Source organism: Stenotrophomonas sp. CFBP 13724 (assembly GCF_014841975.1).
In the GTDB taxonomy this organism is placed as follows: Bacteria; Pseudomonadota; Gammaproteobacteria; order Xanthomonadales; family Xanthomonadaceae; genus Stenotrophomonas; species Stenotrophomonas lacuserhaii.
In genome coordinates this window covers 735,209-756,639 of sequence record NZ_JACYUW010000001.1, presented here as the reverse complement: position 1 = coordinate 756,639, position 21,431 = coordinate 735,209, and the positions used below count along the sequence as shown (strand labels likewise).

Annotated in this window: 17 protein-coding genes and 1 pseudogene; 9 read left to right on the top strand and 9 right to left on the bottom strand. The window is 67.4% G+C overall.

Features of this window, described 5'->3' with window-relative positions; genetic code table 11:
- Positions 1-22 precede the first annotated feature (22 nt).
- Complete coding sequence (locus IFT63_RS03265; RefSeq protein WP_042612257.1) at positions 23-655, bottom strand: TetR/AcrR family transcriptional regulator C-terminal domain-containing protein; 633 nt, start codon at positions 653-655, stop codon at positions 23-25.
- A 246-nt stretch (positions 656-901) separates the two neighbouring features.
- Here IFT63_RS03265 and IFT63_RS03260 point away from each other — a divergent pair, with 246 nt between their 5' ends.
- Genes IFT63_RS03260 through IFT63_RS03250 form a run of 3 tightly spaced genes read left to right on the top strand, consistent with a single transcriptional unit; the run spans position 902 to position 3,788 of the window.
- Positions 902-1,702 carry a MipA/OmpV family protein gene (locus IFT63_RS03260; RefSeq protein ID WP_042612256.1) on the top strand — a complete coding sequence of 267 codons (801 nt, stop codon included), beginning with the start codon at positions 902-904 and terminating at the stop codon, positions 1,700-1,702.
- Positions 1,703-1,729: 27 nt separating this feature from the next.
- Positions 1,730-2,443, top strand: a complete 714-nt coding sequence (locus IFT63_RS03255) for a response regulator transcription factor (protein ID WP_042612255.1) — start codon at positions 1,730-1,732, stop codon at positions 2,441-2,443.
- Entirely contained in the window at positions 2,430-3,788 is a 1,359-nt protein-coding gene (locus IFT63_RS03250) for a HAMP domain-containing sensor histidine kinase (protein ID WP_192083233.1), read from the top strand. The genes IFT63_RS03255 and IFT63_RS03250 overlap by 14 nt, the downstream gene beginning before the upstream one ends.
- 26 nt (positions 3,789-3,814) lie before the next feature.
- Here IFT63_RS03250 and IFT63_RS03245 read toward each other — a convergent pair whose 3' ends face one another.
- Positions 3,815-4,156 (bottom strand): hypothetical protein, encoded by a 342-nt coding sequence (locus IFT63_RS03245; protein ID WP_042612254.1) that lies wholly within the window; start codon positions 4,154-4,156, stop codon positions 3,815-3,817.
- Between the two features lie 275 nt (positions 4,157-4,431).
- Here IFT63_RS03245 and IFT63_RS03240 point away from each other — a divergent pair, with 275 nt between their 5' ends.
- The 3 genes from IFT63_RS03240 (at position 4,432) to IFT63_RS03230 (ending at position 8,446) form a co-directional block, all read left to right on the top strand.
- Positions 4,432-4,842 (top strand): hypothetical protein, encoded by a 411-nt coding sequence (locus IFT63_RS03240; RefSeq protein WP_192083232.1) that lies wholly within the window; start codon positions 4,432-4,434, stop codon positions 4,840-4,842.
- 138 nt (positions 4,843-4,980) lie between these two features.
- Positions 4,981-7,020 (top strand): TonB-dependent receptor, encoded by a 2,040-nt coding sequence (locus tag IFT63_RS03235; protein WP_192083231.1) that lies wholly within the window; start codon positions 4,981-4,983, stop codon positions 7,018-7,020.
- A gap of 1 nt (position 7,021) precedes the next feature.
- A complete protein-coding gene (locus IFT63_RS03230; protein WP_192083230.1) occupies positions 7,022-8,446 on the top strand; it encodes a PepSY domain-containing protein in 1,425 nt (474 codons plus the stop codon).
- On the opposite strand, the gene IFT63_RS03225 is transcribed toward IFT63_RS03230, so the two are convergent.
- Positions 8,443-9,336, bottom strand: coding sequence for a LysR substrate-binding domain-containing protein (locus IFT63_RS03225; RefSeq protein WP_192083229.1), 894 nt, complete (start codon positions 9,334-9,336; stop codon positions 8,443-8,445). The genes IFT63_RS03230 and IFT63_RS03225 overlap by 4 nt on opposite strands.
- A gap of 159 nt (positions 9,337-9,495) precedes the next feature.
- Between IFT63_RS03225 and IFT63_RS03220 the strand changes: the two genes are divergently transcribed.
- The gene (locus IFT63_RS03220; RefSeq protein WP_042612250.1) at positions 9,496-10,149 is read left to right on the top strand and encodes an isochorismatase family protein; all 654 of its coding nucleotides are present in this window, start codon (positions 9,496-9,498) and stop codon (positions 10,147-10,149) included.
- Between the two features lie 141 nt (positions 10,150-10,290).
- Here IFT63_RS03220 and IFT63_RS03215 read toward each other — a convergent pair whose 3' ends face one another.
- Both IFT63_RS03215 and pmbA read right to left on the bottom strand, forming a co-directional pair.
- Positions 10,291-10,674: a DUF4870 domain-containing protein gene (locus tag IFT63_RS03215; protein WP_042612249.1), complete on the bottom strand. Its 384-nt coding sequence runs from the start codon at positions 10,672-10,674 to the stop codon at positions 10,291-10,293.
- Positions 10,675-10,759: 85 nt separating this feature from the next.
- Positions 10,760-12,133, bottom strand: a complete 1,374-nt coding sequence (pmbA, locus tag IFT63_RS03210; protein WP_042612248.1) for a metalloprotease PmbA — start codon at positions 12,131-12,133, stop codon at positions 10,760-10,762.
- A 68-nt stretch (positions 12,134-12,201) separates the two neighbouring features.
- On the opposite strand from pmbA, the gene yjgA reads away from it, so the two are divergent.
- The gene (gene yjgA, locus IFT63_RS03205; RefSeq protein ID WP_042612247.1) at positions 12,202-12,798 is read left to right on the top strand and encodes a ribosome biogenesis factor YjgA; all 597 of its coding nucleotides are present in this window, start codon (positions 12,202-12,204) and stop codon (positions 12,796-12,798) included.
- Between the two features lie 146 nt (positions 12,799-12,944).
- Here yjgA and tldD read toward each other — a convergent pair whose 3' ends face one another.
- From tldD to IFT63_RS03185, 4 genes and pseudogenes are all read right to left on the bottom strand, one after another.
- Positions 12,945-14,390: a metalloprotease TldD gene (gene tldD / locus IFT63_RS03200; RefSeq protein ID WP_042612246.1), complete on the bottom strand. Its 1,446-nt coding sequence runs from the start codon at positions 14,388-14,390 to the stop codon at positions 12,945-12,947.
- Between the two features lie 42 nt (positions 14,391-14,432).
- Positions 14,433-18,352 (bottom strand): annotated as a pseudogene (locus IFT63_RS03195) (YhdP family protein).
- A 30-nt stretch (positions 18,353-18,382) separates the two neighbouring features.
- The gene (gene rng, locus IFT63_RS03190) at positions 18,383-19,870 is read right to left on the bottom strand and encodes a ribonuclease G (protein ID WP_042612244.1); all 1,488 of its coding nucleotides are present in this window, start codon (positions 19,868-19,870) and stop codon (positions 18,383-18,385) included.
- Complete coding sequence (locus IFT63_RS03185; protein ID WP_192083227.1) at positions 19,863-20,471, bottom strand: Maf-like protein; 609 nt, start codon at positions 20,469-20,471, stop codon at positions 19,863-19,865. The genes rng and IFT63_RS03185 overlap by 8 nt, the downstream gene beginning before the upstream one ends.
- A gap of 129 nt (positions 20,472-20,600) precedes the next feature.
- Between IFT63_RS03185 and IFT63_RS03180 the strand changes: the two genes are divergently transcribed.
- Complete coding sequence (locus IFT63_RS03180) at positions 20,601-21,338, top strand: SIMPL domain-containing protein (protein WP_042612282.1); 738 nt, start codon at positions 20,601-20,603, stop codon at positions 21,336-21,338.
- Positions 21,339-21,431: the final 93 nt, after the last annotated feature.

The window sequence follows — 21,431 nt, the reverse complement described above, 5'->3', positions numbered from 1 at the left end:
AGGTTCAAAAGGAATGCGGGAGTCAGGGGCTGCGGCCAAGCCGCAGTTCGATGCCGTCCAGCATCAGCCCCAGGCCCTGTTCAAAACGGGTATCGAAATCGACTTCGCGCCAGACCTCTCGCGCTTCCCAGCAATGCGGGAAACGCTGCTCGGCCAGCGCCATGAACGCCTCGCCCAGCGCTTCCATGCTGCCGTCGCCCGGCCAGGACTGTTCTTCGATGACATACCCCATCGTGTAGTACACAAGGTCCATCGCCGTGGTGGCGGCAAAGCAGGCCGATGCACCGGCGCCCACCAGTGCGGCGATGCTGGCCTCGCCCACGCGCAGCACGTTCTCGGTGGCCAGGAAGGTCCCGGCATACACCCGCGCGCCATCACGCCGCGCCTTGAACGCGACGCGGAACTCGCGTGCGATCTGCAGCAGGGTCTGGCGCCAGGATTGGCCGTCCGGGATGGCCTGCGCCACGTCGGCGATCATCGCGTCGGCCATGGCATCGATCAGCGCCTGCTTGCTCTTGAAATGCCAGTACAGCGACGGCGCACGGATCCCCAGCGAGCAGGCGACCTTGCGCAGGGTGAGGCCCTCCAGGCCGGCCTCGTCGAGTATCCGGAAGGCCGCCCCGACGATCTGTTCGCGGGCAATCGGTTGGCGCAAAACGATTCTACCTAACGGTGTTAGGGGGCGAATCTAACAGTGTTAGGTTGGCCGCCGCAAGGCCCGACCCGGTAGTGACGGCCGCTGGCCGTCATGCTGTTGCCGCCGTGCTCGCCGAGCATGGCTCGGCGCTACCGTTTGCGTGCGCCGCTGCCTGAACCATCCACCACCCAGGTACCCCCGGTAAGTCGCCTGTAAGTCAGCCCCCGCAAGACTCGCCGCACTCTCCCCAGCGAAGTCCTTCCGATGCTCAAGTACGTCGTGTCCGTTCCCTTCCTGCTGCCGGCGTTGGCCCTCGCGCAGAACTCCTCCAGCACCGGCGACCTGCTGGCCAAGGTCGACAACGACCGCTGGTCGATCGGCGTGGCTGCCGCGGCCAGGCAGAGCCCGTATGCCGGCGAAGGCACCCGCGTGCGGCCGTTGCCGCTGATCACCTTCGAAGGCGAGCGGATCTTCTGGCGCGGGGTGAGTGGTGGCGTGCACCTGGTGAAGGGCGAATCATTCACCCTGGATGCGGTGTTGGCCGGCCGCTTCGATGGCCTCGACATCAAGGATCTCGGACGACGCGAGCTGGCACGCAACGGAGTCGATCGGGATCTGCTGGAGGACCGCGATGACGCTCTGGATGCGGGGTTGGCGGCCAGCTGGAGCAGCCGTGCCGGCGAGTTCAAGCTGAGCGCACTGGCCGATGTCACCGATACCAGCGGCGGCTACGAAATCGCCGCCGATTATGCGTACGCTCTCACCTGGGGCCGTACCACCATCGTCCCGGGGGTCGGCGTTCGCTGGATGTCCGACGGCCTGGTCAACTATTACCATGGCACGCTGGAGAAGGAGGTCGCGCGCGGCGTGGCCCGCTACCAGCCGGGATCGGCGGTGGTACCGCAGATCAGCGTCGGCTTCTCGCATCCGCTGGGTGAAAAGTGGCGCGTGATGGGCGGCGTGGACTACCGGTTCCTGCCCGACGAAATCACCGAAAGCCCCCTGAGCGAGCCCGATACGGACGGCTCGGCGGGCCTCCGGATCGGCATTACCCGCAGCTTCTGACCTCCCGCTTCCCGGTACCTGCCTGCCATGCCACCGCCTCCCCTCGCCGCCCTGCCCAACCGGATCGCGCTGATCGAAGACCATCCGCGCCTGGCCAGCCTGGTCGAGCGCGGGCTGGGGGCAGCGGGCATCGCAGTGGATATCTACCCCAGCGTGGAAACCGCGTGGCATGCGATTGCAAGGAACGGTTACGCAGCGGCGGTGATCGATCGCGGCCTGCCCGATGGCGATGGGCTGGACCTGGTGCGCCGCATGCGGGCGGCCGGCAACCGCATTCCCTGCCTCATGCTGACCGCACGCGACGGCCTGCACGATCGCGTGGATGGGCTGGATGCCGGGGCCGATGATTACCTGCCCAAGCCGTTTGCCATTGAAGAACTGACCGCGCGCGTGCGCGCCTTGATGCGCCGGCCATCGGAACTGCGCGCGCTGGATGTGTCCCACCAGGGCCTGTACGTGAAGGCTGCCGAAGGCTGCATGCGCTGCGGCGACGAGCAGATCAGCCTGGCGCCAGCGGAGCTGCAGATCATCCTCTCGCTGGTGCACGCCGGTGGGCAGGTGGTCCGCCGCAGCACGTTGGAGGCGGCCGCGTGGGGTGTCGGTGAAGCGGTGACCCCGAATGCGTTGGACGTGGCGCTGCACCGGCTGCGGCGCAAGCTGGCGGCCATCGAATCGGGCCTGGGTGTGGTGAACGTGCGCAACCTGGGCTTTGCCCTGCGGGCAGCCGATGCTGCCGCGTAGCCTCAGCGCACGCCTGATGCTGGCCACGCTGCTGGCAATGCTGGCCGCGGCGGCCGCCGCTGTCGCGGTCACGGCCTGGGTAAGGACGAGCACGCCGGAGGACGCGGTGCGCGAGGAGCTGCTGGAAGAAGTCGATGAGGTGCGCGCAGGCCTTCGGCTGGATGCCGCTGGCAAGCTGCACGTTGTGCTGCCGCCACAGGCCGGCAACGTTTACGACGCCATGCCCCGCGACGCGGCCTACTGGATCACCGACGCCCAGGGCCGCACGGTCGCCAGCAGCCGTGCCAGTCCGGCGCTGGACGCATTGATGGCCTTGCCTGCCGGCGCAACGCGGATGACCGTTGCCAACCCCCGCGGCGACATCACGCTGCAGGTGATCCGCGCCCGGATCGACCATGCCGGACGCGCTTACGTGGCAAACATCGCACGCAGCGACCGGTTGGTGATCACCCTGAAAAACCACGCAGACAAGCTGTACCTTCGTGCCGGCGCGGCGGTGGTCATCCTCGCCCTGCTGACCTTCGCGCTGGTGATCACCCTCACCGTCAACCGCATGCTGCGGCCGCTGCGGCAGGCCTCACGCGTGGCGGCGCGGGTCGGTCCACGCAACCTGGGCGCCCGCCTGCGCAGCGACGGGCTGCCATCCGAAGTGGTGCCGTTGATCGAGGCGTTCAACGCCGCATTGGAACGCCTGCAACAAGGCTTCCGCGTGCAGCAGGACTTCCTCGCCGCTGCCGCCCACGAGCTGAAGACCCCGCTTGCCCTGCTGCAGGCCGAGATCGAACTCAGCGGCGCGCCCAACACACCGCTGCTGTTGCGTGATACCGAACAGATGGCGCGCCAGGTGCATCAACTTCTGCACCTGGCCGAAGTCAGCGAGGGCCACAACTACACCTTCGCCCCCATCCAGCTGGGCGCAGTGGTCACCGACGCGGTGGACTACCTGGCGCGGCTGTCAGCGCAGCACGCGGTGCACGTGGTGGTGCTGCCGGGCAGCATGCCCACCCCTGTCGTGGAAGCCGACGCTTCGGCCGTGTTCGTGCTGGTCAAGAACCTGCTGGAGAACGCACTGCATCATTCGCCGGCAGGCAGCACCATCACCATCGCACTTCAGCCGGATGGCTTCAGCGTGTGCGACCGGGGATGCGGCGTCGCCGAAGCGGATCGCGCACACCTGTTCAAACGCTTCTGGCGCGGCACTGCGCGCGACAGTCGCGGCGCGGGACTGGGCCTGTCCATCTGCCTGGAAATCTGCCTGTCGCATGGGTGGACGATCAGGCTTGAGCCGGCCACTGGCTCATCCGGCGCGTGTTTCGTGGTGGAAACCAACGGCGGAGTGGAATGACCACTGCGTTCACGCGCTTTTCCTGTTCATACGAAGGCCCACGCCAGCATGCCACCGGCGGGCAGAAAGCCCAGCACCACAAAGACGCCCAGGCACCCCGAACCGCCGCTGCGTCCATGGCCGGCATACGTATCGTGCTCACGCCGGGGCTGCGACTGCAGCCATTTCAGGTGGCAGGGCGGACAGAAGAACCGTGTCTTTCCACGACGCCATGCCTCGATGGTGCGATTGCTGTGTCGGCTGGCGGTGTTACAACGCCCACATTTGAACACCATGTGCGGTGGCTTGCGCTTGGGCCAGAACGATCCGATCAGCCCCAGAATGACGACTGTGGCGGCGACGCCTGCAAGGATGGTTTCCGGGCTCACGATGCATCCTTTCTGTCAGCGGTTCGAACCACGGGTCTCGGCGCGGGCCTTGCGATCCATCCCCCTGCGCAGGGCGCCCCCGGCCTCACTATATTCAACAGCGGCCCAATTGGCAGCATCCCGGCACGGGTGACCCTTGGCCGAGGTGTGACAAAGCGTCGCAGCGGGCAGTTGAACGGCTGCCTCACGCCCTGATCCCGCCGGCTTCCCCTAGAATCCGGGACGTGCGCTCGCCCCTCTTCCACCGCTGGCTCCACGCTTGGGCATGCCTGGCCATGGCCTTGGTGATGGTGGCGCCGCTGATCAGCCGGGCGCTGGCGGAGCAACCCGCGCCGATCGCTGTCCCGGGGCCCATGGACGCTGCCGCGAACCCGCACACGGCCAGCGCGCACGATATGCATCACGCCATGCATCACGACATGACGGCGCCGCAAGCGCCGTCCCACGCGGCGTCGAGCGAATCCGTAGCACCCTCTTCCGCCGATCCCCACGCCAAGCATGAGATGGGCATGGAGTGCGACTACTGCCTGATCGCCGCGCGCATGATCAGCCTGCTGGTGGCGTTGCTGTTGTTGCTCACCGTCTGGCCCACGGCCTTCTGCACGATCACGGCACGTCACCCGACCCGGCCCGCTCCTGCGCTGGGCACGCTGGGCGCCCGCGGTCCGCCCGCCATCGTCTGCTGATTCAGTTCCCCAGCCTGCGGCTGCACGCTGCGTTTCGACGCGTGACTGAATCCTATATTCCTCTTCCACCGGGCTGACGCACCGGATCTTCTGCCTGTCTCGACCGCACCCGGTCGCGGCATTTCGATGTTGTGGACAATGAAAAAACTTCAATCAAAGCACCCGCTGCCAACGGCGATCCTGGCGGCACTGGCGTGCGCGACCACCGTGCCTACGCCGGCAATCGCGCAGGATGGAACCGCATTGACGCTGGGCACCGTACAGGCCCGCGCGACGGTGCACCGGGAGCTGCCGGCGCGCCTGATGTTCACCTCGGTGGATGTCATCGGCGGTGACCTGCTGCAGCAGCAGAAAGTCGACCACAGCTGGGAGCTGCTGATGAACGCCCCCGGCGTGCAGGTGACCCAGTTCAAGATGGGCACCGATGCCGGTCGCTTCTCCTTCCGCGGCTTCAACGGCGAAGGCCGCATCAACGCGGTCAAGCTGCTGATCGACGGCATTCCCAGCAATGACAATGCCGGCGGCATGCCGTACCTGGATGCGGTGTTCCCGCAGGATATCAGCGCACTGGAAATCGTCCGCGGCACCAACGATGCCCGCTATGGCCTGCATGCCATCGCCGGCGATGTGAATGTGCTGACCCGCCAAGGCGGCAACGACGGGCAGGCCAGCCTCACCGTCGGCAGCTTCGGCACCCGCGATGTCCAGATCGCCAAAGGATTCGAAAAGGGCGCGTGGGCGCAGAACTATTTCGTCGGCTGGCGCGGCTCCGATGGTGAGCGCGACCATGCCGAATCCAACCAGCGCAGCTTCGCCGGCAAGTGGTTCTACACCAACGAAGAAGGCCAATGGCGTGCGGGGCTGAGCACCCGCTACTACAAGAACACCGCACTGGAAGCCGGCTACCTGAGCTACGCCGAAGTGCAGGCCAATCCAACGCAATCCCCGTATTACGCCCGCGATGACCGCAGTGAACGCCAGACCGTGCAGACCGCACTGCATGCCGATGGCCAGCTGGGCAACGGCTGGAGCTGGAATGCCAAGGCCTACCAGAATGACTACCGCAACCAGCGCTGGGTGACCTTCACCGCCGGCGGCGCACAGCAGGAGCGCTTCAATGACGAGACGCACCGCGGGGTGATCCTCAACACCACCTGGCGACCTTCCACGGCGTTGGCCGAACTGGTGCTGGATGCCGGCGTGGACGCGCAGTGGCAGGACAATCTCGCCGCCCGTTACCGCACCGTGGCGCGCGAGCGCCAGACCACCCTGCGTGACTGGCGCTTCAACCTGGATACCCAGGGCGCGTATGTGCAGGCCGTGGTCAAGCCGGTTGAAGCCCTCAAGATCGTACCGGCCTACCGGGTGGACCACATCGACGGCGGGTTCCACAACCGCGCCGATGGCAGCCATGCGCCGGCCTACAACTACGGGCTGATCAAACAGCCGAAGTTGAGTGTGTCCTACGATCTGGGCGCCCGCACCGTGGCATACGCCAACTGGGGCCGCACGTTCCAGATCGGCAGTGGCAACGGTGCCTACCGTATCCAGGCCAACAACGTGCTGCCCTCACGCAATGAAGGCTGGGAGAGTGGGCTCAAGTGGACGCCGCTGCCGGGGCTGCAGACCCGCGTGGCGTACTGGGAGCAGCGCGCATCGGATGAAGTGGCCACCATCCTGGGCGTCAACGGCGCGATCGGTGCCAATGAGGTCGGCAATGTCGGCCGGACGCTGCGGCGCGGCTGGGATGCCCAGTTGAGCTGGCAGCCCAACGACCAGTGGCGGGCTTGGGGCTCGTATTCGCGCCAGAAAGCGGTCATCACCGTGGCCGACCCCAGCGCGCCGCAGACCCGTGGCCGGCAGATCGAGAACGTGCCGAACTGGCTGGCCAGTGCCGGCGTGGAGTACGCGCCGCGTGCGGACTGGAGCTTCAGCGCATGGGGCAACGGGCAAGGCGATTACTTCGTGGAACGCACCAATGCGCTGGGCCGTCATGGCGGCTACGTGCTGGTCAACCTGAGCGCGACCTACCATGCGGATGAGCGTAACCGCGTGGCCCTGCAGCTGAAGAACGCGACCGACCACTTCTATGTGTATGCCTGGTATGACAGCGGATCCTCCGGTTATTCACCCGGTGATGGACGCGCGCTCTACCTGAGCTGGACACGGGATATCTGACATGCAGACCACGCCTTCTCCACGGCCGACTGATCGCTGGCGCTTCCATCGCGCGGTGTGGCGGTGGCACTTCTATGCGGGCCTGTTCGTGCTGCCGTTCATCGCATGGCTGGCGGTGACCGGCGTGGCGTATCTGTACCAGAAACCGATCGACCGCTGGATCCACCACGATCTGAAAGTGGTGGAACCCGCGCACGGCATGCCCACATCAGCGAGTGCCCAGATCGCCGCCGTTGAAGCCATCGCAGCAGGAAGAACGTTCCGTTACACCCTGCCCGAGCGCGCCGATGGCAGCGTGGAAATCGGCGTGCAGCAGGCCGATGGAGCGCGCGATGTGTACTACGTCGCCCCCGGCACCGCGCGCGTGCTGGGCTCGCTGCCGGACAAGGGCACGTTCTCCGGCGTGGTACGCCGGCTGCACAGCCTGGATCTGATCGGAAACCGGGCCAGCGCGTTGATCGAAATCGCCGCGGGTTGGGCGATCCTGCTGGTGATCACCGGGGTTTTCCTGTGGTGGCCGCGCGGGCAGCGTGGCGGCCTCACCCGCGTGCGCGGGCGACCTGCACAGCGCCTGTTCTGGCGTGACCTGCATGCGGTGACCGGCGTCTGGGTGGGTGCGGTGCTGCTGTTCCTGGCCCTGACCGGCATGCCGTGGTCACTGGTCTGGGGCAAGCAGGTCAACGTCTGGGCAAACGGCCACAATTCTGGTTACCCGGCGGGCATGCGGGTGGACGTGCCGATGTCCGACCAGCGCCTGGCCGATACCACCGTCCCCAGCTGGTCGATGGAGCAGGCAAGGCTGCCGACCTCGCACCACGCCCCTGCACGGCACGCCGCGCCGCCACCGCAGCAGGCGCACGAGGGCCATGAAGGCCACGGCGGCATGGTGCCCGGAGATCTTTCGCCGCAGCCCGGGGCCATCGGCATCGATGCCGCGCTGGAGCGCTTCAACGGGCTGGGCATGGCACGCGGTTACAGCGTGGCACTGCCGCGTGGCGCGATGGGGGTGTACTCCGCATCGGTCTATCCCGAGCAGGTCAGCCTGCAACGCGTGGTGCACATGGACCAGTACAGTGGCCGCATCCTGCTGGACATGGGCTACGCCGACTATGGCGCGCTGGGCCGTGGACTGGAATGGGGCATCAACGTGCACCTCGGCCAGCAATACGGCACCTTCAACCGGCTGGTGCTGCTGATGGCCTGCGCGGCAATCTTCCTGCTGTGCGTGAGCGGCGCGGTGATGTGGTGGAAACGCCGTCCCGCCGGTGGCATCGGCATCCCTCCCCTGCCGCACGCGAAACGCACGGTCGCCATCGTGTTCGCGCTGCTGTGCATCGGCGGCATCCTGTTCCCGCTGATGGGGCTGTCGCTGCTGGTCATCGGCGTGCTCGATTTCATCCTGACCCGCGGCTGGCGCAGCAGCTAGCGGCGAAACGCCGCTTCCCGCGGCCCCTCGTCGAAGCACGAGATCAGCAGTTCGGTCAGCGCCCGCACCTTCAGCGAAGGGTGCGGGCCCGGCGGACGGATCACATAGATTCCCGCTGTCGGCGGCGGATAACGCGGCATCACCGGCACCAGCGTGCCGGCGTCCAGGTACGGCTGGGTGAGTCCATCGGGCAGCCAGGCGATGCCCAGTCCCGCCACCGCCGCGGCAATCAGCGCGGTACCGTTGTCGGCCTTGAAGCGCCCACGCGGGTGCACGGTCACCACGGCATCGCCATCGCTGAACTGCCAGGCTTCGGTGCCCTGCATCAACGCCTCGTGGGCCAACAGTTCGTCCGGCGTTTCCGGCGCGCCATGCGCCGCCACATACGCTGGACTAGCGACAAGCTTCCCGTACAGTGGCCCCACGCAGCGGGCGACCAGGTTGGAATCGGGCAGGTAACCCACGCGGATCGCGCAGTCGAAACCCTCCGCCACCAGGTCCGCGAAGCGGTCGCTGTAGGACGCGTGCACATGCAGTTGTGGATGGCGCCGCGCCATCTCGGCGAACACTGAAGCGAAGTGGGTCGGTCCGAAAGTCAGCGGAGCGGCAACCCGCAGGCGCCCGCGCAGATCACCGCTGGGCAGGATCGCATCGCGCGCCGCATCGATCTCCGCGCAGGCCTTGGCGGCGTGATCTCGGAACGTCGCGCCGGCTTCGGTCAGCGCCGCACCGCGCGTGGTGCGCGCCAGCAGCTGCACCCCCAGCTCCGCCTCCAGCCGGGCCAGCCGCCGGCTGACGATCGACTTGGACACATTCAACCGGCGCGCGGCAGGCGAAACGCCACCTGCGTTGGCCACTTCCACGAACGTGCGCAGTTCTTCGATATCCACCGTGACCTCCCGGATCCACTCGCCAGCCTGACACACGCCGGGCCCGTCCCGCGTTCCTCATTGTGCGACACAGCTTGGCAGTAAAGGGTTCTACCGCCCCGGACGGGGGGATGACAAGGTTCGGGTTCGCTGCACACCCCTCGACAACAGGATCACTCCATGACCTTCCGCAACGGCCTTTCCTCGCTGCTCCGCCCTGAAGATTCCGTGCTGGTCCTCATCGACCACCAGCCCTACCAGCTGGCGAACCTCAACAGCCACGACCCGCATGCCGTGGTGAACAACGCGACCGCGCTGGCCAAGGCAGCCAAGGCTTTCAAGGTGCCGACCATCCTGACCAGCGTCATCGCCGACCGCGGTGGACTGATCTTCCCGCACATCACCGATGTTTTCCCCGGCCAGGAGGTCATCGACCGCACCTTCATCAATACCTGGGAAGACCCGAAGGTGGTCGATGCGGTAAAGGCCACCGGCCGCAAGCAGCTGATCATCGCTGGCCTGTGGACCGAAATCTGCGTGGCGATGCCGGTGATCCAGGCGCTGGGCGAAGGCTGGGATGTCACCGTGATCACCGATGCCTCCGGCGCGGTTTCGGTCGAGGCCCACCAGGTGGCGATCCAACGCATGATCGCGGCCGGCGCCAACATGATGACCTGGATGGCACTGGCCGCCGAATGGCAGCGCGACTGGGCACGTACCGAGCACGCAGCCGAACTGACCGAAGTGCTGAAGCAGCACGCCACCGGCAGCGGAATCGCCTACCTGTGGGAACAGCAGCTGCTCAACACGCCGGTGCCGCCGAGCGCAGGCTGATACTCCGCGATCCGATCCGGGAACCGGGTAGCGCCGAGCCATGCTCGGCGAGCGCGCAGCGCTACATTGCTAAAAAAAATGCCCGGCATGGCCGGGCATTTTGTGCAGAGCGTGACGACCAACGGTCGTCACCCACCGTGATTACTTGATCAGGCGCAGGGTGAACGGGTAGCGGTAGGCTTCGCCGTTGTTGGACTTCACTGCGGCGATGATGCAGAACACCACGTTCAACACGCCGACCACCGGCATCAGCAGGGCGCCGATGAAAACGATCATCAGCACCACGCAGATCGCCATGGCGATGGCGATGGTGATCTGGAAGTTCAGCGCTTCCTTGGCCTGGTCGGTGACGAACGCCTTGCTGGCGTCGTCCTTGTTGATCAGCCAGATCACCAGCGCGCCGATGAACCAGGTGAAGATGCCCAGCAGGTGCGCGGCCAGTGCCATGGTGCGCTGGTCGGCCGGGGCCGGCTCCACGCTGGACGGCGGCGGCGGCGGGGCGGTGACGTTGTCGAATTCGCTCACGGAAAACTCCTTTTAAGGTATAGGGTCGGCGCGACCCACTCCCCGTGGGCCGTCGCAGCCCGGCAAGAGTACGCCAATAACGACGTCAGTCGTTACCGGCCACCGTCATTTTGCCGATCAACAGCGAGCCGATGGCGATATGCGAACGCACGTCCACGTCGCTGCCGATCGCCTCGATGGACTGGAACATGTCGCGCAGATTGCCGGCGATGGTAATGCCGTCCACCGGGTACAGGATTTCCCCGTTCTCCACGCGGAAGCCGCCGGCACCACGCGAGTAATCGCCGGTCACGCCGTTGACGCCCTGCCCCATCAGCTCGGTCACCAGCAGGCCGTTGCCCATCTGCCGGGCGATGGCATGCAGGTCCAGCCCCGGTGCGCTGGCGGCCACCTGCAGGTTGTGCACGCCACCGGCGTTGGCGGTGGTCTGCAGGCCCAGCTTGCGCGCCGAATAACTGCCCAGGATGTAGCGCTGCAGCACGCCATCGCGCACGATCGCCGAGGTCCGGGTCGCCACGCCGTCGCCATCGAAGGCGGCCGAGCGGCGGCCACGACGCAGGTGCGGCAGCTCGTCGATCTGCATCCATGCCGGGAACAGGGAAGTGCCCAGGCTGTCCAGCAGGAAGCTGGACTGGCGGTACAGCGCGCCGCCCGAAATCGCCGACAGCAGGTGGCCGACCAGGCTGCGCGCCACTTCCGGGGCGAACAGCACCGGCATGCTGCTGGTGGCCATCGAACGCGGCTGCAGCCGGGCGATGGTGCGCTCGGCGGCCCTGCGTCCCACTGCGGCCGGGTCCTCCAGATCCTCCCGCGCCAGCGCGCTGGTGTACCAGCCATCGCGCTGCATGCCGTCGCCGTGGCCGGCAATCAGCGCCACGCTGATTGAATGGTGAGTGCCGCGCTCGCGGCCGAAGAAGCCGTGCGAGTTGGCATACACCGACAGGCTCTGCCCGGTCGATGCCGAGGCGCCATCGGTGTTGCTGATGCGCGCATCGCTGTCGCGGCCGGCCGCCTCACAGGCCAGCGCCAGGTCGATGGCCTGGTCGGCCTGCAGCGCCCATGGGTGCCAGCTGTCCAGTTCCGGGAATTCGCGGGCCATCAGCTCGGCGTCGGCCAGCCCGGCGGCGGCATCGTCTTCGGTATGCCGGGCGATCGCGCAGGCCTGCTCCACCGTGGCCACCAGGCTGGATGGCTGCAGGTCGGCGGTGCTGGCACTGCCCTTGCGCTTGCCGAAGTAGACGGTGACCGCGATCCCCCGGTCGGCGGTGGATTCAACCGTCTCCACCTCGCCCAGGCGCACGTTCACGTCCAACCCGCGGTCCTCGCTGCAGGACACTTCAGCCTGGCTGGCGCCCAGCCGGCGGGCGTGGTCCAGCAGCTGCTGGGAGATATCGGCCAGCTGTTCCAGCCGGGCCTCGGTGCCAGCGGCAGCGGCCGCTTCAGGGGCGATGACGTTCAATGCTTTATCCTGTACAGGTTGGGCCCGGCACTGCGCCGGGCGACGTATTTACGAAAGTAGGAAAGACGATGCGCGGACGCGACGAAGAAACCGGTGAATTCCACGATAAAAGCCGCAAACAGAAGCGCAACGAAGCGCTGGACGTGCTTGCGCTGGGCGAAAAGCTGGTTTCGCTGACTCCTGCACAGCTTGCCCGCCTGCCGGTGCCGGAAGACCTGCTCCCGCACATCGCCGAATGCAAGCGGATCACCGCCCACATCGCGCACAAGCGGCAGCTGGCATTCCTGGCCAAGCACATGCGGCGCGAGGAAGAGTCCACGCTGGATGCCATCCGCGAAGCGCTGGACGCCAACAGCGATACCGGCCGCCGCGAAGTGGCGATGATGCACCGGGCCGAAGACTGGCGCGAAAAGCTGATGAGCGATGGCGACGCCGCGTTGTCCAAGCTGCTGGACGAATACCCGCAGGCCGATCGCCAGGAGCTGCGCACGCTGGTGCGCAACGCCCAGGCCGAGAAAGCCAAGAACAAGCCGCCGCGCGCCTACCGGGAAATCTTCCAGGTGCTGCGTACGCTGATGCTGCCGGCCGCGCTGGGGCTGATCGTGGCCGACAGCGGCGAAGACGCCGAAGCGGTGGAAGACGACGCGGACGACAGCCAGGACTGAGGCCTGCACTGCCGCGAAAGCCGCCGAGCATGGCTCGGCGCTACCTGCCTGCACTGCCGGGAAAGCCGCCGAGCATGGCTCGGCGCTACCGGGCCGGGATACCGCCGGGAAGCGCGCGGCGCCACCGGGCAGGGGCACCGCTGGCATCACGCCTGGGTGCCACCTACGGTGAGTCCATCGATCAGCAGCGACGGCTGGCCCACGCCGACCGGTACGCTCTGGCCATCCTTGCCGCAGATGCCGACGCCCTGGTCCAGCGCCAGGTCATTGCCGATCATGCGCACCTTTTGCATGGTTTCCGGCCCGTTGCCGATGATCGTGGCGCCCTTCACCGGCGCGGTGATGCGGCCGTCTTCGATCAGGTAGGCCTCGGTGGCCGAAAACACGTATTTGCCGCTGGTGATGTCGACCTGGCCGCCACCGAAGTTCACCGCGTACAGGCCCTTCTTCACCGAGCGGATCATTTCCTGTGGGTCATGCTCGCCGGCGCGCATGTAGGTGTTGGTCATGCGCGGCATGGTCAGGTGGGCGAACGACTCACGGCGACCGTTGCCGGTCGGCGCCATGCCCATCAGGCGCGCGTTGAGTGAGTCCTGCATGTAGCCGACCAGGATGCCGTCTTCGATCAGGGTCGTGCACTGGGTGCGCTGGCCTTCGTCATCGATGTTGAGCGAGCCGCGCAGGCCTTCCAGCGTGCCGTCATCGACGATGGTCACCCCCGGCGAGGCCACCCGCTCGCCCAGGCGACCGGCATATACGCTGGTGCCCTTGCGGTTGAAGTCGCCTTCCAGGCCATGGCCGACCGCTTCGTGCAGCAGCACGCCCGGCCAGCCCGGGCCGAGCACCACCGGCATCACACCGGCCGGTGCGGGTACCGCGTCCAGGTTCACCAGCGCCTGCCGCAGCGCTTCGCGGGCGAAGGCTTCCGGACGGCCGCTGGCGAACAGTTCGGTGTAGTCATAGCGACCACCACCACCGGAATAACCCGATTCGCGACGGCCGTTGTGCTCCACGATCACCTGCACGTTCAAGCGCACCAGCGGGCGGATGTCCGCACCCAGCACGCCGTCGCTGCGGGCGATCAGGATGGTGTCCACGCCGCCGGACAGGCTCACCATCACCTGCTTCACGCGCGGGTCGGCGGCACGCAGGTAGGCGTCCAGGCGCTTGAGCACTTCCACCTTGGCTTCGTTGCCCATGCTGTCCACCGGATCCAGCGCCGGGTACAGCGCGCGCGCATCGCCGCGCAGCAGCGACTTGCCGGTCTGCGCCCCACCCTCGCGGGAGATCGCGCGGGCCGATTGCGCGGCGTTGGACAGCGCATCGCGGTGGATGTCATCGGAGTAGGCGAAGCCGGTCTTCTCACCGGAAATCGCGCGCACGCCGACACCCTGTTCGATGGAATGCGCACCGTCCTTGACGATGCCGTCCTCCACACTCCAGCTTTCGCGGCGGGCGTGCTGGAAGTACAGGTCACCGAAGTCGATGCCCGGGCCCAGCAGGTGGCCGAAGGTGTTTTCCAAGGTGCCGGCGTCCAGCCCGGCGGGCTGCAACAGGCGGTCGGTGGCGAGGGTGAGGGCGTTATCGGTCATGGTATTCAATCTGGGGGCGAAACGCGGCCATGGCAAGCCGCGTCATGCTGGGAGGAGAGCCGGCGCGCTCAGCGCGCGGTCGGCTTGGGCGGCGGGGGTACGGACGCATCGCGCTCCACCACCTCCACTTTCGGGTCTTTCCAGGGGCCGGTGACGCGGTAGGTTTTGGCGCCGATTTCGCCCAGCGGCTTGGACAGCACCGCATTGGTGGCCGCGCCCAATGCCGCGCCCACCGGGCCGCCGGCCACTGCACCCACCACCGTCAGCAGGTTGCCCGAGCGCGGGTTGACGTCGATGGTCTGGTCGAACTGCTGCGCGCGCAGGTCGGTCCGGCCGCGGATGCGGATGTTGGCGGCCGGCCCTTCGATCATCACCTTGTCGGTGGTGGCCGATCCATCGGCGAAGGCCAGCGTGCCGGCGATCTGGTTGAACGCAAAGCCCTTGGAGAAGAAGTCGCGGAAGTCCAGCATCAGCCGGCGCGGCAGCTGGGTGATGCTCAGCAGGCCCAGCACGCGCCCCGCACCGGGCTCCAGTTCCAGCAGCTGGCCGTTGCGTGCATCGACCTTCATGCTGCCCTGCAGGTTGCCCAGCTGGAAGTCCGACGGACCGCCGGCCCAGCCGGCCTGCAGGTCGATGCTGCCCTGCCCGCCGCGCAGCTGGCCGCCATAATCCAGGTCACGCAGCAGGTCGCCGAGGTCTTCGCTGCGCACCTGCGCGGTGAGGTCCGTACGCGCCGCAGGCCCCTTGCCCAGCCAGTTGCCACGCACGTCGATGGCCTGTTTCGGCGAACGGAAATCCAGCTGCTGTACGCGCAGCCCGTTGGCGACCGGCTGGGTGCGTACCACCGCCTGGCCGAGGTTGATCTTGCCGAACTGCAGGTCGGCGATATCCAGCGACAGCGGCGGAATGGCGGCCGGATCGGTGTCGTTGGCGCTGGCCTGCACGCGCGCGGCCATCACCTGGCCATCGGGCATCACGATCGGCGCCCCATCGCGCGGACGCCGCTGCACCGGGCCCGGCAGCGATTTCCAGTGCACGCGCTGCAGGGTGCCGCTGATGGTGCCGCCGCTCGCGTTGGGCACCTGCAGCTGGCCGGCCAGCGACGGCCCCTCCAGGCGTACGTCGAGGTGCTGGGCGGTCGGCCGCAGCTGCAGGCGGGTCTGTTCGAACACCCCGCCGATCAACAGCAGCTGGGCCACCTGCACATCCACCGAACGCAGCGGCATCGGGTCGCTGGGGGGGCCAGCGTCCTTGCCATCGCCGGCCGAACCACGCGCCAGGGATATCCATTCCAGCGCATCCAGCGAGCCGCTGCGGCCATTGACCGCCAGCCCGCTGGCCGGCGGGTCGCGGTCCACCCGCGCGCTGCCCAGCGTGACCTGCACCCCGGTCTGGCCCTGCTGGGTGCGCGCAGCCAGTGCCAGGCGTTCGCCGAAGGCCACGTCGATGCGGCCATCGCCCATCGGCAGCTGCGCCGCCACGCGGGTATCCAGCGCCTCGGCGGCCGGCTTGTCCAAGGGCGCCGGCAGGCTCAGCGTAGTGCCCACCAGGTTGGACTGCAGGTGCAGGCGTGCCGGCGGAGTCGGCGCTGCCTGGCCGCCCGCAGACGGCGCCGCAGCCACCGCCTTGGGCATGTCCACGCCGATTTTCCAGTCCGAACGGCCTTCGATATAGGGCTTCAGCCACGCCATTTCCGGAGCGCGGTCCAGCAGCGTGCCGGCGTCCAGGTTGGCATCCAGCTCCGATTCGAAGGCCAGCTGCGGATCACGCACGAAGCCGCCGGCGCGCAGGCTCAACGTACCCGGCGCGCCGAGGTGGCGCACGCTGAGGTTGTCGGCACCGAAGCCGCCACCGGCGTACTTCGCGCTGCCGCGCACGTCCTCGAAATCCAGCGCATAGCGCTTGTCGGACAGCTTCACCCCGTCCAGTGCCACGCTGCCCTGCAGGTGCCCGGGCTGGCCGGGATGCAGCGGCTGCAGCAGGTCGAAATCCACGTTGGCCGGACCGCTGGCGCTGAGTGCATCCAGGGTGTCGCCGTACTGGCCGTGCAGCGGGCTGCGCCGCAGCATCGCCAACAACCGGCTGGCTTCGCTGCGGCTCTGCGCGCGCACGTACAGCGGCGTCTGGCCGAAATCTTCGATGCCGGCTTCCATCGCATCCACGTTGACGCCGGCCAGGTCGCCGCGGCCCTTGAGCGAGAAGCCCGGGCCGATGAAGGCGATCTCCGCATCCACCTGGGTCATGTCCGGCCAGGTCTTCTGGAACCGGATGGTGCCGTCCTCGATATGCCCGGTGGCCTCGAAACGGCCGTTGTTGCGGTCGAACGGCCAGTCATCCAGATCACCGGTGACCAGCCCGATGCCGTTGCGCACGCGCCCGGACTGCAGCGCGGTATCCAGCCAATCGCGCGCGTTGGCGCTCATCTTCGAACGGATCCAGAAGCGCTTGGCGGCGGTCATCGGCACATCGTCGATCTTCGCCGCCAGCTGCATCCACGGCCGCGTGCCGTCGCCCTGGAACCACAACCCGCCGCGCAGGTCGGCCGCGTAATCGGTGCCCTGCACGCGCAGCGCCGGGGTGCCGATGCGCCAGCCACCGGCTTCGTCGTGCCAGCCCACCACTTCACCGGCCAGGCGCACGTCATGGCGCACGCCGAAGCCCTTGGGCCAGTCGAACTGCAGTTGCTGCTGCGGCTGCAACTGCAGTGAAAAACCTTCGGCGTCGCCCTGGAAGCGGCCACCCACGCCGGCCAGTCCCGGCCCGCCGTCCACGCTGGAAAACGCCAGCGTTTCCAGATCGCCCTGCACCCACAGCGCACCGTTGCGTTCGCCGCGGGCCTGCAGCGAACGCACGCGCACCTGCGGGTGGGCGCGGTACAGCCAGTCACGCAGACCGGCATCGACCCGATCGGTCAGTGCCAGTCCGCGCAGCAACACATTGCCATCCACGTTGTCGGCGACCAGCGCCATGTGCTGCCCGGCACCGACCAGCAGGCCGTCCAGCACCTGTTCGCGGCCATCGGCACGCACCCGCAGCAGGGGCGCTTGTGCGCGCCAGCCACCTTCGCTGTAACGCCAGCGCGCGCGCATCTGCAGGCGTTCCACCTCCAGCGTCGGCCGCGCCACGTGGGCCGTGGGCGCGCCGGACAGGTGCAGCGCGGACAGGTCCGAATCAGTGGTGACCATCACCGGGCGGAAATCACGCAGGGCGGCCCACGCGTTGAGTTCGCCGCGGCCCTGTAGTACCTGCACGCCGGCGCCGGACAGCAGCGACGACCACGCCTGCAGGTCCACCGGATCCCCGCCCAGCCAGGCCTCGCCATTGCCAAGGCGGCGGTCCACGTCCAGCACCGCCGACAACGGCAGTGCATCTTCATTGGCCCATGCCCGCACGCCGACGCGCAGGCGGTCACCGTTGACCCGCAGCCGCACGTCCAGCCGCGGCAGGGTCGCCTGCAGCCCCAGTGACGGTGCATCGACCGTCAGGCGGCCGCGTTCGACCTGCAGCTCGCCAAGACGCCGCAGCGACTCCAGCGGATCACTGCCCGGCCGGCTCGGCAGGCCGCGCACGCTCCAGCGTCCATCGTCGGCACGCTGCAGGGTCAGCGCCAGCCCCCGCAGGCGCAGTTCGGTCAACGAACGCCCTGGCAGCAGGCCGGCGTACATCGCCACCTGCACTTCGGCCTGGCCTACGCGCAGGCCATCGCCGGCCCCGATACGCAGGCCGTCAAGCTGCAACAGCGGACCACGCCGCGTCCACTGCGCTTTCAGGTCATCGAAGCGCACCGGTTGGCCGGCACGTGCGGTCAACCAGGCGGCAATCTGTTCCGGGTGGCGCTCAGCCAGCGGCAGCAGCTGGCTGAAGGTACCGACCAGCAACGCCACCGCCACCAGAGTGATGGCGGACGCGTACAGGGCAAGACGGCGGATCCTTCGCAGTCGCAGGCGCGGCGGCGCGCTCATCGGCCCTGGCCGGCAACCGGCCGGTAAAGATCAGAGCAGGACCACATCGAATTGTTCCTGCAGGTACTGGTCGTCCGCCTGGAAGCGGATGCTCTTGCCCAGGAATTCTTCCAGTTCGGCAACGGCCGTGGATTCCTCGTCGGTTATGCGGGCCACCACCTTCGACGAGGCGATCACCAGCAGGCGCGCCGCTTCGAACTGGCGCACCGCACGGGTGATCTCGCGGAAGATTTCGTAGGTGACCGTCTCGGTGGTCTTGATGCTGCCACGGCCACTGCATTGCGGACAGGTTTCCGACAGCTGGCGCTCCAGGCTTTCCACGGTGCGCTTGCGCGTCATCTCCACCAGACCCAGCGGCGAGAAGTCGTAGACAGTGGTCTTGGCATGGTCGCGGGCCAGTGCTTTTTCCAGCGTGCGCAGCACCTGGCGACGGTGCTCGGCGTCCACCATGTCGATGAAATCGATGATGATGATGCCGCCGAGGTTGCGCAGGCGCAGCTGCCTGGCAACGGCCTGCGCCGCTTCCAGGTTGGTGCGGTAAACGGTTTCTTCCAGGTTGCGCTGGCCGACGAACGAACCGGTGTTGACGTCGATGGTGGTCATCGCTTCGGTCTGGTCGATCACCAGGTAGCCGCCGGATTTCAGCGGCACCTGCTTGTCCAGCGCGCGACCGATCTCGTCCTCCACGCCGAACATGTCGAAGATCGGACGGTCGCCGGCGTACAGCTCCAGCTTCTCGGCCAGCACCGGCATGTACTTGGCCACGAAGGCCTGCAGCTGCACGAAGGTTTCCTTGGAGTCGACCTTCACCTTGTCCACGTCCTTGCGGATCAGGTCGCGCACCGAACGCAGCGGCAGGCTGAGGTCTTCATAGATCACGCTGCACGAAGCGGCTTCGCGGCCACGCCGCTCGACCACGTTCCATACCCGCGACAGGTACGCCACGTCTTCGGCAATCGCCTCGGCCGGCTGGCCTTCGGCGTTGGTGCGCACGATGTAACCGTAGCCGCCGTGCTGGGCCGACAGTTCGGTGACCAGCGCCTTCAGGCGTGCGCGCTCGCCTTCGTCTTCGATGCGCGCAGAAACGCCGACCACCTTCGACTGCGGCAGCAGCACCATGTAACGCGAGGGGATGCTGATCTGGGTGGTCAGGCGCGCGCCCTTGGTGCCGATCGGGTCCTTGACCACCTGCACCACGATGTCCTGGCCGTCACGCAGCAGCTCCACGATGGGCACGCTGGAGGGCGGTGGCAAGGTGGTGCCATCGGTGTCCGGGCTGGCCACCGGGGCCGGCCGCACCACGTCGTTGGCGTGCAGGAACGCGGCGCGCTCCAGCCCCACTTCAACGAACGCGGCCTGCATGCCGGGCATCACCCGCTGCACTTTTCCCTTGTAGATGTTGCCAACCACCCCGCGGCGCCAGCCACGTTCGATGTGCAGCTCCTGCAGCATGCCGTTCTCGATCACCGCCACCCGGGTTTCGCGGGGGGTCACGTTGACCAGTATTTCTTCAGACATGTACGGCAGCCTCCGTGGCGGCAACAGGGTAGGAAGGCAAGCCCGCGCCGGCCAGCAGCCGGTCGGTCTGGTACAGCGGCAATCCCATCACGCCGGAATAGCTCCCGGCCAGATGGGTGATGAAGCGCTCTGCTTCTCCCTGGATGGCATATGCACCGGCCTTGCCGAACGGCTCGCCGGTGGCTACATAGGCGGCGATGCGGGCATCATCCAGCGCCGCGAAGGTCACCTCGGACACCACCAGGTCCACCGACAGGCCGCCGGCAGAAGCCAGCACCACGGCGGTCATCACCTGGTGGGTGCGGCCGGACAGCGCGGCCAGCATGGCGGCGGCATCCTCGGCATCAGCCGGTTTGCCGAACACGCGCTCACCCAGCACCACTTCGGTATCCGACCCGACCACCACCGCTTCGGGATCGGCGGCCAGCATGTGGGCGAGTCCGGCGCGGGCCTTGTCGGCGGCTACGCGCTGCACGTAATCGCGCGGCGTTTCGCCAGCAGCGCGCACTTCGGCCACGTCCAGGTCCAGGGTCTGGAACGGACGGCCAAGGCGGGCAAGCAATTCACTGCGGCGGGGGGAGCGGGAGGCAAGATAGAGCATCGACACAGCATACCCTGCGCGCACGGCCTGAATCGCAGGCAACCTGCCGCGGTCATGCGCAACCCCGTTCCGGCTCACAACGCGTTCATCCCCTCGCCAGCAACCTCGATGGCCTTCAAGGAGATATCCATGCGTCACCCTGTCCTCTCGCCCCTGCTGCTCGCCCTGTCCCTCGCCCTGGGAGCTTCCGTGACCGCTCAAGCCGCCGTACCGGCCCCTGCCATCGCCCCGGTGGAAGGCACCCTGCTCAACGTATCGGCCAACGCCGAAGCCAGCCGCGTGCCGGACATCGCCACGCTTTCCGCCGGCGTGGTTACCCAGGCCGTGGACGGCAACACCGCCATGCGCGAGAACGCGCAGAAGATGGACACGGTGCTGGCCGCGATCAAGGCCGCCGGCATCGCCGAGCGCGACGTGCAGACCAGCGGAGTGAACCTGAGCCCGCAGTATCGCTACGCCGAAAACGAGGCACCGAAGATCACCGGCTACCAGGCCAGCAACACCGTCAGCCTGAAGGTGCGTGACATCGCCAAGCTGGGCAAGGTGCTGGACGCGCTGGCCGCACAGGGCGCCAACCAGATCAACGGCCCCAGCTTCGAGATCGACCAACCGGAGCCGGTGTATGACGAAGCCCGCCTGGCCGCGCTGAAGAAGGCACAGGCCCGTGCGCAGACCTACGCCAAGTCGCTGGGCCTGCAGGTGCGCCGCATCGTCAGCATCTCCGAAAGCAGCGGTGGCGGCTTCCGCCCGGTGATGATGCGCGCGGCCGCCGCGCCGATGGCCGCCGACATGGCCAGCACCCCGGTGGCCGCCGGTGAAACCACCGTATCGGTGAACCTGGACGTGGTGTTCGAACTGGGCCGCTGAGCCGGCGTGGGGCGGGCGACGACCGCTTTTGGTGGGTGACGACCGTTGGTCGTCACTACGCAGCACCCCCGCTTTACCTGACTGCTGACAAAA

Bases quoted from the DNA above. Each gene is read 5' to 3' on its own strand.
- IFT63_RS03230 (WP_192083230.1), top strand. From the start codon at position 7,022: ATGCAGACCACGCCTTCTCCACGGCCGACTGATCGCTGGCGCTTCCAT.
- IFT63_RS03255 (WP_042612255.1), top strand. From the start codon at position 1,730: ATGCCACCGCCTCCCCTCGCCGCCCTGCCCAACCGGATCGCGCTGATC.
- IFT63_RS03180 (WP_042612282.1), top strand. From the start codon at position 20,601: ATGCGTCACCCTGTCCTCTCGCCCCTGCTGCTCGCCCTGTCCCTCGCC.
- IFT63_RS03240 (WP_192083232.1), top strand. From the start codon at position 4,432: ATGGCCTTGGTGATGGTGGCGCCGCTGATCAGCCGGGCGCTGGCGGAG.
- yjgA (WP_042612247.1), top strand. From the start codon at position 12,202: ATGCGCGGACGCGACGAAGAAACCGGTGAATTCCACGATAAAAGCCGC.
- IFT63_RS03185 (WP_192083227.1), bottom strand. From the start codon at position 20,471: ATGCTCTATCTTGCCTCCCGCTCCCCCCGCCGCAGTGAATTGCTTGCC.
- IFT63_RS03250 (WP_192083233.1), top strand. From the start codon at position 2,430: ATGCTGCCGCGTAGCCTCAGCGCACGCCTGATGCTGGCCACGCTGCTG.
- IFT63_RS03220 (WP_042612250.1), top strand. From the start codon at position 9,496: ATGACCTTCCGCAACGGCCTTTCCTCGCTGCTCCGCCCTGAAGATTCC.
- rng (WP_042612244.1), bottom strand. From the start codon at position 19,870: ATGTCTGAAGAAATACTGGTCAACGTGACCCCCCGCGAAACCCGGGTG.
- IFT63_RS03260 (WP_042612256.1), top strand. From the start codon at position 902: ATGCTCAAGTACGTCGTGTCCGTTCCCTTCCTGCTGCCGGCGTTGGCC.
- tldD (WP_042612246.1), bottom strand. From the start codon at position 14,390: ATGACCGATAACGCCCTCACCCTCGCCACCGACCGCCTGTTGCAGCCC.
- IFT63_RS03235 (WP_192083231.1), top strand. From the start codon at position 4,981: ATGAAAAAACTTCAATCAAAGCACCCGCTGCCAACGGCGATCCTGGCG.